This window comes from Pseudomonas piscis, assembly GCF_009380155.1.
In the GTDB taxonomy this organism is placed as follows: domain Bacteria; phylum Pseudomonadota; class Gammaproteobacteria; order Pseudomonadales; family Pseudomonadaceae; genus Aquipseudomonas; species Aquipseudomonas piscis.
The window spans coordinates 65,410-77,674 of the sequence record NZ_WHUV01000006.1; the positions used below are offsets into that span (position 1 = coordinate 65,410).

The window sequence follows — 12,265 nt, forward strand, 5'->3', positions numbered from 1 at the left end:
CATGTCCCGGTCAGCCTTCGAGCTTGCTTTTCAGCAACTCGTTGACCTGTTGCGGGTTGGCCTTGCCCTTGGAGGCCTTCATCGCCTGGCCGACGAAGAAGCCGAACATCTTGCCGCGCTTGGCTTCGTCAGCGGCGCGATATTGTTCGACCTGCTCGGCGTTGGCCGCGAGCATTTCGTCCAGTACCGCCGAGATCGCGCCGGTGTCGGTGACCTGCTTGAGGCCGCGCTTGTCGATGATCTCGTCGGCGTTGCCTTCGCCGTTGGCCATGGCTTCGAACACGGTCTTGGCGATCTTGCCGGAGATGGTGTTGTCCTTGATGCGCAGGAGCATGCCGCCCAGTTGCTCGGCCGATACCGGGGCTTGGTCGATCTCCAGGCCCTGCTTGTTCAGCAGGCTGCCCAGCTCGACCATGACCCAGTTGGCCGCCAGCTTGGCGTCGCCGGCGATGTTGGCGACCTTCTCGAAGTAGTCCGCCTGCTCACGGCTGGAGGCCAGCACGCTGGCATCGTAGACCGACAGGCCGAACTGTTCCTGGAAGCGCTCGCGTTTCTGCGGTGGCAGCTCCGGCAGGGTCGCGCGCACCTGGGCGAGGAAGGCGTCCTCGATGACCACCGGCAGCAGGTCCGGATCGGGGAAGTAACGATAGTCGTTGGCTTCTTCCTTGCTGCGCATCGGACGGGTCTCGTCCTTGTTCGGATCGTACAGGCGAGTCTGCTGGATCACCTTGCCGCCGTCCTCGATCAGGTCGATCTGGCGCTGGATCTCGGAGTTGATCGCCTTCTCGATAAAGCGGAACGAGTTGACGTTCTTGATCTCGCAGCGGGTGCCGAACTCGGCCTGGCCCTTGGGCCGGATCGAGACGTTGCAGTCGCAGCGCAGGGAACCTTCGGCCATGTTGCCGTCGCAGATCCCCAGGTAGCGCACCAGGGCGTGGATCGACTTGACGTAGGCCACGGCTTCCTTGGCGCTGCGCAGGTCAGGCTCGGAAACGATTTCCAGCAGCGGCGTGCCGGCGCGGTTCAGGTCGATGCCGGTGGCGCCGTTGAACTCTTCGTGCAGGCTCTTGCCGGCATCTTCCTCCAGATGCGCACGGGTGATGCCGATGCGCTTGACGGTGCCGTCTTCCAGGGGGATGTCCAGGTGACCCTTGCCGACAATCGGCAGGTCCATCTGGCTGATCTGGTAGCCCTTGGGCAGGTCCGGGTAGAAGTAGTTCTTGCGGGCGAACACGTTGTGCTGGCCGATCTGGGCGTCTACCGCCAGGCCGAACATCACCGCCATGCGCACCGCTTCCTGGTTCAGCACCGGCAGCACGCCGGGCATGCCCAGGTCCACCAGGCTGGCCTGGGTGTTGGGCTCGGCGCCGAAGGCAGTGGAGCTACCGGAGAAAATCTTCGATTGAGTGGTGAGCTGGGTATGGATCTCCAGCCCGATCACGACTTCCCATTGCATGTGTGTCTCCTCAGAAGCCGGTTGGGGTGCGGGTGTGCCAGTCGGTGTGCAACTGGTACTGGTGCGCAACGTTGAGCAAGCGGCCTTCCTGGAAATACGGGGCAAGCAGTTGCACGCCCACCGGCAGGCCATCGACGAAACCTGCCGGCATGGACAGGCCCGGCAGACCGGCGAGGTTGGCGGTGATGGTGTAGACGTCTTCCAGGTACGCAGCGACCGGGTCGCTGTTCTTGGCGCCGAGTTTCCAGGCCGGGTTCGGCGTGGTCGGGCCGAGGATGACGTCGACTTCGTTGAAGGCGTTCATGAAGTCGTTCTTCACCAGGCGCCGGATCTTCTGCGCCTTGAGGTAGTAGGCGTCGTAGTAGCCGGCGGACAGCGCGTAGGCGCCGACCATGATCCGGCGCTGCACTTCGCTGCCGAAGCCTTCGCCACGGGAACGGGTGTACAGGTCTTCCAGATCCTTGGGGTTCTCGCACCGGTAGCCGAAGCGCACGCCATCGAAACGCGACAGGTTGGAGGAGGCTTCCGCCGGGGCGATCACGTAGTACGCCGGGATCGCGTGCTGCATGTTCGGCAGGCTGATTTCCTTGATCACCGCACCGAGCTTCTCCAGCTCCTTGATGCTGGCGTGGATCAGGTCGGCGATGCGCGGGTCGAGGCCGGCGCTGAAGTACTCCTTCGGCACGCCGATGCGCAGGCCCTGCAGCGAGCCGTTGAGGCTGGCGCTGTAGTCGGGCACGGGTTCATCGATGCTGGTGGAGTCGTTCGGATCGAAGCCGGCCATGCCTTGCAGCAGGAGCGCGCAGTCTTCGGCTGTGCGTGCCAGCGGGCCGCCCTGGTCGAGGCTGGAGGCGTAGGCGATCATGCCCCAGCGGGACACGCGACCATAGGTCGGCTTCAGGCCGGTGAGGTTGGTGAAGGCCGCAGGCTGGCGAATCGAGCCACCGGTATCGGTGGCCGTTGCGGCCGGCAGCAGGCGTGCGGCCACGGCTGCGGCGGAACCGCCGGACGAACCGCCCGGCACGTGCTCGAGGTTCCACGGGTTCTTCACCGCGCCATACCAGCTCGACTCGTTGGCCGAGCCCATGGCGAATTCGTCCATGTTGGTCTTGCCCAGGGTCACGGTACCGGCGGCGGCCAGCTTGGAGACCACGGTGGCGTCGTAGGGCGCCTTGAAGTTGTCGAGCATCTTCGAGCCACAGCTGGTGCGGATGCCCTGGGTACAGAACAGGTCCTTGTGGGCGATCGGCGCGCCCAGCAGGGCACCGCTCTCGCCATTTGCGCGACGGGCATCGGCGGCCTTGGCCTGGGTCAGCGCGAGGTCTTCGGTGAGGCTGATGAAGCTGTTGATCTGCGGGTCGAGCTGGGCGATGCGCGCCAGCAGGGTCCGGGTCAGTTCTTCGGAGGAGAATTTCTTGTCGGCGAGTCCGCGGGCGATCTCGGCCAGGGTCATGTGGTGCATTGCAGGCTCTTTCCCTTTAGTCGATGACTTTCGGAACCAGGTACAGGCCGTTTTCGACCGCTGGCGCGATGGACTGGTAGGCCTCGCGATGATTGGACTCGGTCACAACGTCTGCGCGCAGGCGCTGGCTGGCTTCCAGGGGGTGGGCCAGCGGCTCGATACCGTCGGTATCGACTGCCTGCATTTCATCTACCAGCCCCAGAATGCTGTTCAGGGCGGAGGTGATGTGTGGAAGATCGCCTTCATTGAGCTTGATGCTGGCCAAATGAGCGATTTTTTCCACATCGGAGCGTTCAAGCGCCATGGGATTCTCCAGTGGAAAACAAAAGCGGAAATCGTCCGCGTGTCAGATTGTCGGAACACTACCGTATTTCTACGGTCTTACGGCCGCGATTGTGGGGGTTGGTGCACAGAAAAGGCGCCAATTTAACATATTGGCGCCTTGCCCAAAATCCCTGTCGTTGTTAGAGTTTGCCGCACTTTTTTACCCACGCGTTGCCTAGGGTCCCTTTCCCATGTTCAAGAAACTGCGTGGCATGTTTTCCAGCGATCTTTCCATTGACCTGGGCACTGCCAACACCCTTATTTACGTGCGCGAGCGCGGTATTGTCCTGAATGAACCATCTGTCGTAGCCATCCGGACCCACGGTAATCAGAAAAGTGTTGTGGCGGTTGGTACCGAAGCCAAGCGCATGCTCGGTCGTACTCCGGGCAACATTGCTGCCATTCGTCCGATGAAAGATGGCGTGATCGCCGATTTCAGCGTCTGCGAAAAGATGCTGCAGTACTTCATCAACAAGGTTCATGAAAACAGCTTCCTGCAGCCCAGCCCTCGTGTGCTGATCTGCGTTCCATGCAAGTCCACCCAGGTTGAGCGTCGTGCCATCCGTGAATCGGCCCTTGGCGCCGGTGCCCGTGAAGTGTTCCTGATCGAAGAACCGATGTCCGCCGCTATCGGCGCCGGCCTGCCGGTCGAGGAAGCCCGTGGCTCGATGGTCGTGGATATCGGTGGCGGTACCACCGAGATCGCCCTGATCTCCCTGAACGGCGTGGTCTATGCCGAGTCCGTCCGTGTCGGCGGCGACCGCTTCGACGAAGCCATCGTCACCTACGTGCGCCGCAACTACGGCAGCCTGATCGGCGAATCCACCGCCGAGCGCATCAAGCAGGAAATCGGTACCGCCTACCCGGGCGGTGAAGTGCGCGAAGTCGACGTGCGCGGCCGTAACCTGGCCGAGGGCGTGCCACGTGCCTTCACCCTGAACTCCAATGAAGTGCTGGAGGCTCTGCAAGAGTCCCTGGCCGCCATCGTTCAGGCAGTGAAGAGCGCCCTGGAGCAGTCGCCTCCGGAGCTGGCTTCGGATATCGCCGAGCGTGGCCTGGTGCTGACCGGTGGTGGCGCGCTGCTGCGTGACCTGGACAAGCTGCTGGCCCAGGAAACCGGCCTGCCGGTGATCGTCGCCGAGGACCCGCTGACCTGTGTCGCCCGCGGCGGTGGCCGTGCATTGGAAATGATGGACAAACACACCATGGACCTGCTCTCCAGCGAATAACTTCGCTGTCGGCATCTATGCTGTTGCGCTCACAGGCAGCACTTTGCAGTGCTGCCTGTCGCGTTTATCTTCTGTCAATCTGCACCCAGGCCGGTTCGACGCCTTATGAATAGACACAACATTTGCCCGGGAGGAGCGGCTTATTAAACCGCTTTTCGCCAAAGGCCCCTCATTGGGCGTGCGCCTCCTCGTGCTGGTCGTGCTGTCGATCACGCTGATGGTGGTCGACGCGCGCTTCACACTGCTCAAGCCGGTGCGTAGCCAGATGTCGCTGGTGCTGATGCAGTCCTACTGGATCACCGATCTGCCGCAACGGCTATGGCAAGGCGTGGCCAGCCAATTCGGCAGTCGCACCGAACTGGCCGCTGAAAACGAAAAACTCAAGACCGAGAACCTGCTGTTGCAGGGGCGCCTGCAGAAGCTTGCTGCCCTGACCGAGCAGAACGTACGTCTGCGCGAGCTGCTCAATTCCTCGGCACTGGTCAACGAAAAGGTCGAAGTGGCCGAGTTGATCGGCATGGACCCCAATCCCTTCACCCACCGCATCCTGATCAACAAGGGTGAGCGCGACGGCGTGTTCCTCGGCCAACCGGTGCTCGATGCCCGGGGCCTGATGGGCCAGGTAGTGGAGCTGATGCCCTATACCTCGCGCGTCCTGTTGCTCACCGACACCACCCACAGCATTCCCGTGCAGGTCAATCGCAACGGCTTGCGCGCCATCGCCAGCGGCACCGGCAATCCGGAGCGCCTGGAACTGCGCCATGTGGCCGATACCGCAGACATCAAGGAAGGCGACCTGCTGGTCAGCTCCGGCCTGGGGCAGCGTTTCCCCGCCGGCTACCCGGTGGCCACCGTCAAGGAAGTGATCCACGACTCCGGCCAGCCGTTCGCTATCGTTCGCGCGGTGCCCACCGCGGCGTTGAACCGCAGTCGCTACCTGCTGCTGGTGTTCAGCGATTCGCGTACCGCCGAAGAGCGCGCCAATGATGCGGCCCAGGCCCAGGAGGCCCAGGACCAGCAAGGTGGCGTCGTTGTGCCGGCCACGGTCGCCAAGCCCGCGGCAGCGCCTGCACCTGCAGCGGCCGCACCGGCCAACGCTCCTGCGGCAACTCCGGCGACCCCGGTCAAGCCCGCGGCCCATGCTCCGGCCAAGCCGGTCCACAAACCCGTGGTGAAACCGGCAGCCGCCAAGCCGCCAGCCGCAGCGCCGGCCACCACCGGAGGAAGAGAATAATGGCGGGCACTACCTATTCGAATAACGGCTGGATCGTCTGGCTGACATTCCTGGTGGGCATGTTGCTCAGCGTGTCGCCGATGCCGCAGTTCATGGAGATCCTGCGGCCCCTGTGGCTGGCCTTGCTGCTGGCATTCTGGAGCCTGGCCCTGCCGCACAAGGTGGGCATGGTCACTGCCTGGTGCCTGGGGCTGGCCATGGATGTGCTGTATGGCACGTTGCTGGGACAGAACGCGTTGATCCTGACCCTGATCACCTTCCTGGTGCTGTCCTTGCAGCAGCGCCTGCGGATTTTCCCGATGTGGCAGCAGAGCCTGGTGATCCTGGTGATCTTCGGCCTGGCGCAGCTGGTGCAACTCTGGCTCAGTGCCCTGACCGGCAACCGCCAGCCGACCCTGGCGGTGGTCCTGCCAGCCCTGGTCAGCGCCCTGTTGTGGCCTTGGGTCAGCTTCGGCCTGCGCGGTTTGCGCCGGCGTTTCAAGATCAACTGAGCCGGTCAGGCATTGGCCCGCACCTCGACAGGGAGATGTCTTGATGAATCCGCTCTACCTCGCTTCTGGTTCACCGCGTCGGCGTGAACTGCTCACCCAGATCGGCGTGCCGTTCACTGTCATCGGCGCGGACATCGATGAAACCCCGCTGGCCGCCGAAGCCCCTGCCGCCTATGTCGAACGCCTGGCCCGTGGCAAGGCGGCGGCCGGTCGCGCGGCACTGGCCAGCGATTCCACGGCCTGTGTCCTGGGCGCCGATACCGCAGTGGTGCTCGATGGCCGCATCCTCGGCAAACCGCGGGACCAGGCCGACGCCCTGGAGATGCTCATGGCGCTTTCCGGGCGCGAGCACGAGGTACTGACGGCAGTCGCCCTGCTCGACGGTCAGCGCAGTCAGGCGCGGGTGGTGCGCAGCCTGGTGCGGTTGCGCTCGATCAGCGAACAGGAGGCGACGCGCTACTGGGCCAGCGGCGAACCCCGGGACAAAGCCGGCGGTTATGCGATCCAGGGGCTTGCAGCGGTGTTTGTGGCAGGGCTCAATGGCAGCTATTCCGCCGTGGTCGGCTTGCCAGTGTGCGAAACCGCAGAGCTGCTCGGTGATTTCGGCATTTCCTGCTGGCAAGACGTTCCAGCGCAATAAGGCATTCAATCCGACCCATGCGGCCCTCCATGAACACGTCCGAACGAGACCTTGCCATGAGTGAAGAGATCCTGATCAACATCACACCGATGGAGTCGCGGGTGGCGGTGGTCGAAAACGGCGTGCTGCAGGAGGTCCACGTCGAGCGTACCCAGCGTCGCGGAATCGTCGGCAATATCTACAAGGGCAAGGTGGTGCGGGTCCTGCCCGGCATGCAGGCGGCCTTCGTCGACATCGGCCTGGACCGCGCGGCCTTCATCCATGCCTCGGAAATCTCCAGCCGCGAGGGCACGGCGGTGGAGAGCATCAGCGCCCTGGTCCATGAGGGGCAGAGCCTGGTGGTACAGGTCACCAAGGACCCCATCGGCACCAAGGGCGCGCGCCTGACCACCCAGCTGTCAATCCCGTCGCGCTACCTGGTGTACATGCCGCGTACCGCCCATGTCGGCATTTCGCTGAAGATCGAGGACGAGGCCGAGCGCGAGCGCCTCAAGCAGGTGGTCAGCGATTGCGTGGCCCAGGAGGGAATCCAGGAGGCCGGCGGCTTCATCCTGCGCACCGCCGCCGAAGGCGCCGGCGCCGACGAGATCATGATGGACATCCGCTACCTGCGCAGGCTCTGGGACCAGATTGGCGCACAGATCAAGACCATCGGTGCACCCAACGTGATCTACGAGGACCTGGGCCTGGCCCTGCGTACCTTGCGTGACCTGGTGAGCCCGAAGATCGAGAAGATCCGTATCGACTCCCGGGAAACCTTCCAGAAGACCACGCAGTTCGTTGCCGAGTTGATGCCGGAAATCGCCGACCGCCTGGAGCACTATCCGGGCGAACGGCCGATCTTCGACCTGTACGGGGTCGAGGACGAAATCCAGAAGGCCCTGGAGCGCAAGGTACCGCTCAAGTCCGGCGGCTACCTGGTGGTGGACCCGGCCGAGGCCATGACCACCATCGACGTCAACACCGGTGCGTTCGTCGGCCATCGCAATCTGGAAGAGACCATCTTCAAGACCAACCTGGAGGCGGCGACAGCCATCGCCCGCCAGCTGCGCCTGCGCAACCTGGGTGGGATCATCATCATCGACTTCATCGACATGGAAGACGAAGAGCACCAGCGCCAGGTGTTGCGGACCCTGGAGAAACAGCTGGAGCGCGATCACGCCAAGACCAACATCATCGGCATCACCGAGCTGGGACTGGTGCAGATGACCCGCAAGCGCACTCGGGAAAGTCTGGAACAGGTACTCTGCGAGCCCTGCAGCAGCTGTCAGGGGCGGGGTAAGTTGAAAACCCCGGAAACCGTCTGTTACGAGATATTCCGCGAAATCCTCCGTGAGGCCCGGGCCTACCAGGCCGAAGGTTATCGGGTACTGGCCAACCAGAAGGTGGTCGACCGCCTGCTCGATGAAGAGTCGGGCAATGTCGCGGAGCTGGAAGGTTTCATCGGTCGCACCATCAGGTTCCAGGTCGAAACCATGTATTCCCAGGAACAATACGACGTGGTGCTGCTCTGATTCCGCGTGTTCTACATGATTGGAAACGGCTGGCTTCAGCTTTTTGCATGACATTTGCCATGGGAGCCAACTGACATGGAGCGGCTGATCCGCTTGTTCACCACACTGGTCCGCTGGGGACTGGGCCTCTGTACGCTGGCACTGGTGGCGACCGCCCTGTACGTCAGCCTGGGCCGGGAACTGACGCCGCTGGTAGCCGAGTACCAGGCCGAGGTCGAGGCCAAGGTCCAGGACGCCGTCGGCCTGCCGGTGCATATCGGCAGCCTGGAGGGGCGCTGGAGCGGCCTGTCGCCGATCCTCCTGGCCCATGACGTGATGGTGGGCGAGGGCGCCAATGCCCTGCGCCTGGATCGGGTCAGCGTCGCCCCGGACATGCTCGGTAGCCTCTTGGCCCGCGACTTGCGGATCGGCCACCTGGAGCTCAGCGGCCTGAGCCTGAGCTTCAAGGAAGGCGCGGACGGCCAATGGCAGCTCGAAGGCCTGCCGGTGCAGCAAGACCAGCCCATGGAGCCGGAGCAACTGTTGTCGCGCCTGCAGCAACTGGCGGAACTCTCGGTGCTGGACAGTCAGGTCACCCTGTTGCCCCGTGACCACCAGCCCATCGCCTTGTCGTATGTCGGCCTCAATTTGCGCAGCGGATCCAGCCGCCAACGCCTGGACCTGCGCCTGAACCTGCCGGACGGCCAGCCCCTGGCCCTGAGCTTGCGCACGCGGATCCGCGCCGAGGCCTGGCGCGATGCCCAGGCCGACCTGTACCTGAGCCTGCCGCAGAGCGACTGGGCGCGTTGGCTGCCACCGCGCCTGACCCAGCAATGGAAGTTCTCGGAGCTCAAGGCCGGCGGCGAGCTATGGCTCAGCTGGGGCCAGCGCACCGTGCAGAGCGCAGCGCTGCGCCTCAATGCACCGCAACTGACCGGTGCCTACGCCGCGCGTACCCCGGTGACCCTGAAGAACCTGGCGCTCAACGCCAATCTGCAGCGCAATGCCCAGGGCCTCGAGGTGCAGTTGGACTCCCTGGCCTTGAACCTGGGCCAGACCCGCTGGGAGTCGCGCCTGCAATTGCAACAGCGCAATACCGGCGAGCAGAACGAAGAACTCTGGCACCTGCAGGCCGACCGCCTGGACCTGGCGCCCATCACCCCGATCCTCGATGCGCTGGCACCTTTGCCCGAGGGCGTAGCCACGGCTGTCGACCACCTGAAGGTCACGGGCGGGCTGCGCAATGTACTGCTGGACTACCGGCCCCAGGCCACGGGCGATGAGCGCCTGAGTTTCGCCGCCAACCTCGATCGTGTCGGTTTCGATGCCTATCACGGCGCTCCTGCTGCACGTAACGTCAGCGGCAGCATCAGCGGCAACCTGGGCAAGGGCGAGCTGCGCATGGACAGCAAGGACTTCTCCTTGCACCTGTACCCGATCTTCGCCAAGCCTTGGCAGTACATCCAGGCCAACGCGACGCTGACCTGGAAGCTCGACCAGGAAGGCTTCACCCTGATCGCTCCGTATCTCAAGGTGCTGGGCGAGGAAGGCAAGATCGCCGGCGACTTCCTGATCCGCCTGCACTTCGATCATGCCCAGGAAGACTACATGGACCTGCGGGTCGGCCTGGTGGACGGCGATGGGCGCTATACCGCCAAGTACCTGCCCCAGGTGCTCAACCCGGCGGTGGATGAATGGCTGCGCACGGCGATCCTCAAGGGTGCGGTGGACCAGGGGTTCTTCCAGTACCAGGGCTCGCTGAACCACGACGCCATCGAGGCCGCGCGCAGCATCAGCCTGTTCTTCAAGGTGCATGATGCCGAGCTGGCCTTCCAGCCGGGCTGGCCGCACCTGACCAAGGTCAACGGCGACGTGTTCATCGAAGGCAGCCGGGTGCGCATCGTCGCCAGCAAGGGCCAGTTGCTCGATACCAAGGTGCACGATGTGTTCGTCAACATCCCCCATGCGCCGGACGGGCAAAGCTCGCACATGTACATCGACGGCGATTTTGCCGGTGGCCTGGGCGATGGCCTGAAGATCCTCCAGCAGGCTCCGATCGGCACCGCCTCGACCTTCGCAGGGTGGCAGGGCGAGGGCGACCTGCAAGGCAAGGTGGACCTGGATATCCCCCTGGCCAAGGGCGAAGAGCCGAAGATCGTGGTGGATTTCAAGACCGACAAGGCCCGTCTCAAGCTCAGCGAACCGCCGCTGGAGCTGACCCAGCTCAAGGGCGACTTCCGCTTCGACAGCGCCAAGGGCTTGAGTGGCGAAGGGATCAGTGCCCAGGCATTCGAGCGGCCGCTGACGGCGCAGATCTTCGCCGATGGCCGCGCCGGCAAGCTCAATACCCGGGTGGTGGCCAAGGGACAGGTGGCGGTCAAGAAGCTTACCGACTGGTTGCAGGTCAGCCAGCCATTACCGGTGTCTGGCGAGTTGCCGTTCCAGTTGCAGCTGAACCTCGATGGCGCCGATAGCCAGCTGATGGTCAGTTCCAGCCTCAAGGGCGCCGCGGTGGACCTGCCGGCACCATTCGGCATGTCCGCCAATACCGGGCGCAACAGCGTGTTTCGCATGACCTTGCAAGGTGCCGAGCGTCGCTACTGGTTCAGTTACGGCGACCTGGCGGGCTTCACCTTCGCCGCCCCCAATGGCAAGTTCGCCGAAGGCCGGGGGGAGTTGTTCCTCGGTGGCAGCGAAGCCCAGTTGCCGACGGTCAAGGGCCTGCGGGTGCGAGGCGTGTTGTCGGAGCTGGATGTCGAGCCCTGGAAGGCCCTGGCCGACCGCTATGCCGGGCAAGACCCAGGAGGCAGCGCCAAGCAGCTGCTCAGCAGTGCGGACTTCAAGGTCGGCAAGCTCACGGCCTTCGGCAGCACCCTGGACCAGGTCAACTTGTTGCTGACCCGCAAGTCCAGCGCCTGGGAGCTGCAGATCGATAGCCAGCAGGCCAAGGGCAATGTCGGTATTCCCGATGCCAAGGCGGCGCCCATGGCCATCGACATGCAGTACGTCCGCCTGCCGGCTGTCGACCCGACGGTCCAGGCCGATGAAAACGCCCCTGACCCCCTGGCATCGGTGGATCCCAAGAATGTGCCGCCGCTGGACATCTCCATTGCCCAGCTGTTCCAGGGCCCGGACCTGATTGGCCGTTGGGCGCTCAAGGTCCGGCCTACACCCAAGGGCATGTCGTTCAATGGCTTGAACCTTGGACTCAAGGGTATGTTGCTCGAAGGCGAGGGTGGCTGGGAGGGGCAGGCGGGTGCCAGCAGCAGTTGGTACCGGGGACGCATCGGCGGCAAGAACCTGGCTGATGTACTCAAGGGCTGGGGCTTTGCCCCTACCGTCACCAGCGAGGACTTTCACTTGGACGTCGATGGCCGTTGGCCCGGTTCGCCGGCCTGGGTTGGCTTGAAGCGTTTCTCCGGCAGCCTCGATGCGACCCTGAACAAGGGGCAGTTCGTCGAGGTCGAGGGCGGCGCCCAGGCCCTGCGGGTATTCGGCTTGCTCAATTTCAACTCCATTGGCCGGCGCTTGCGCCTGGACTTCTCCGACCTGTTCGGCAAGGGCCTGAGCTACGACCGGGTACGGGGCGTGCTGGCGGCCAGCAACGGGGTGTATGTCACCCGTGAGCCCATCGCGCTCACCGGGCCATCGAGCAACCTGGAGCTCAACGGCACCCTGGACATGGTGGCCGACCGGGTGGACGCCAAGCTGCTGGTGACCCTGCCGGTGACCAACAACCTGCCGATCGCCGCCCTGATCGTCGGGGCGCCGGCGGTGGGTGGCGCGCTGTTCCTGATCGACAAGCTGATCGGCGATCGCGTGGCGCGGTTCGCCAGCGTCAAGTACAACGTCAAGGGGCCGTGGAAAGAGCCGAAGATCACCTTCGACAAGCCGTTTTGAGCATCTGCGGCTTGCGTCCATGGAGTAGCATGGCGC

At 63.9% G+C, this 12,265-nt stretch carries 9 protein-coding genes; 6 read left to right on the top strand and 3 right to left on the bottom strand.

Annotation, left to right across the window (positions count from 1 at the left end):
- Nucleotides 1-10: 10 nt before the first annotated feature.
- Genes gatB through gatC form a run of 3 tightly spaced genes read right to left on the bottom strand, consistent with a single transcriptional unit; the run spans nucleotide 11 to nucleotide 3,222 of the window.
- Nucleotides 11-1,456: an Asp-tRNA(Asn)/Glu-tRNA(Gln) amidotransferase subunit GatB gene (gene gatB, locus GDH07_RS27605; RefSeq protein ID WP_053134116.1), complete on the bottom strand. Its 1,446-nt coding sequence runs from the start codon at nucleotides 1,454-1,456 to the stop codon at nucleotides 11-13.
- 10 nt (nucleotides 1,457-1,466) lie between these two features.
- Nucleotides 1,467-2,918, bottom strand: a complete 1,452-nt coding sequence (gatA, locus tag GDH07_RS27610) for an Asp-tRNA(Asn)/Glu-tRNA(Gln) amidotransferase subunit GatA (RefSeq protein WP_085596324.1) — start codon at nucleotides 2,916-2,918, stop codon at nucleotides 1,467-1,469.
- Nucleotides 2,919-2,934: 16 nt separating this feature from the next.
- Nucleotides 2,935-3,222: an Asp-tRNA(Asn)/Glu-tRNA(Gln) amidotransferase subunit GatC gene (gatC, locus tag GDH07_RS27615; protein WP_022642307.1), complete on the bottom strand. Its 288-nt coding sequence runs from the start codon at nucleotides 3,220-3,222 to the stop codon at nucleotides 2,935-2,937.
- Between the two features lie 211 nt (nucleotides 3,223-3,433).
- Between gatC and mreB the strand changes: the two genes are divergently transcribed.
- The 6 genes from mreB to GDH07_RS27645 all read left to right on the top strand — a co-directional run bounded on the left by mreB (nucleotide 3,434) and on the right by GDH07_RS27645 (nucleotide 12,229).
- On the top strand, nucleotides 3,434-4,471 hold the full coding sequence (gene mreB, locus GDH07_RS27620; RefSeq protein WP_022642308.1) for a rod shape-determining protein MreB: 1,038 nt from the start codon (nucleotides 3,434-3,436) through the stop codon (nucleotides 4,469-4,471).
- Between the two features lie 142 nt (nucleotides 4,472-4,613).
- Nucleotides 4,614-5,705 carry a rod shape-determining protein MreC gene (gene mreC / locus GDH07_RS27625; protein WP_343038209.1) on the top strand — a complete coding sequence of 364 codons (1,092 nt, stop codon included), beginning with the start codon at nucleotides 4,614-4,616 and terminating at the stop codon, nucleotides 5,703-5,705.
- A complete protein-coding gene (gene mreD / locus GDH07_RS27630; protein ID WP_022642310.1) occupies nucleotides 5,705-6,196 on the top strand; it encodes a rod shape-determining protein MreD in 492 nt (163 codons plus the stop codon). The genes mreC and mreD overlap by 1 nt, the downstream gene beginning before the upstream one ends.
- A 43-nt stretch (nucleotides 6,197-6,239) precedes the next feature.
- A complete protein-coding gene (locus tag GDH07_RS27635; protein ID WP_152896640.1) occupies nucleotides 6,240-6,836 on the top strand; it encodes a Maf family protein in 597 nt (198 codons plus the stop codon).
- 56 nt (nucleotides 6,837-6,892) lie between these two features.
- Entirely contained in the window at nucleotides 6,893-8,350 is a 1,458-nt protein-coding gene (gene rng, locus GDH07_RS27640) for a ribonuclease G (protein WP_022642312.1), read from the top strand.
- A 75-nt stretch (nucleotides 8,351-8,425) separates the two neighbouring features.
- Entirely contained in the window at nucleotides 8,426-12,229 is a 3,804-nt protein-coding gene (locus GDH07_RS27645; RefSeq protein WP_152896641.1) for a YhdP family protein, read from the top strand.
- The last annotated feature ends 36 nt before the right edge of the window (nucleotides 12,230-12,265 follow it).

Coding starts and splice junctions, on each gene's coding strand:
- gatB (WP_053134116.1), bottom strand. CDS start 1,456: ATGCAATGGGAAGTCGTGATCGGGCTGGAGATCCATACCCAGCTCACC.
- gatA (WP_085596324.1), bottom strand. CDS start 2,918: ATGCACCACATGACCCTGGCCGAGATCGCCCGCGGACTCGCCGACAAG.
- gatC (WP_022642307.1), bottom strand. CDS start 3,222: ATGGCGCTTGAACGCTCCGATGTGGAAAAAATCGCTCATTTGGCCAGC.
- mreB (WP_022642308.1), top strand. CDS start 3,434: ATGTTCAAGAAACTGCGTGGCATGTTTTCCAGCGATCTTTCCATTGAC.
- mreD (WP_022642310.1), top strand. CDS start 5,705: ATGGCGGGCACTACCTATTCGAATAACGGCTGGATCGTCTGGCTGACA.
- GDH07_RS27635 (WP_152896640.1), top strand. CDS start 6,240: ATGAATCCGCTCTACCTCGCTTCTGGTTCACCGCGTCGGCGTGAACTG.
- rng (WP_022642312.1), top strand. CDS start 6,893: ATGAGTGAAGAGATCCTGATCAACATCACACCGATGGAGTCGCGGGTG.
- GDH07_RS27645 (WP_152896641.1), top strand. CDS start 8,426: ATGGAGCGGCTGATCCGCTTGTTCACCACACTGGTCCGCTGGGGACTG.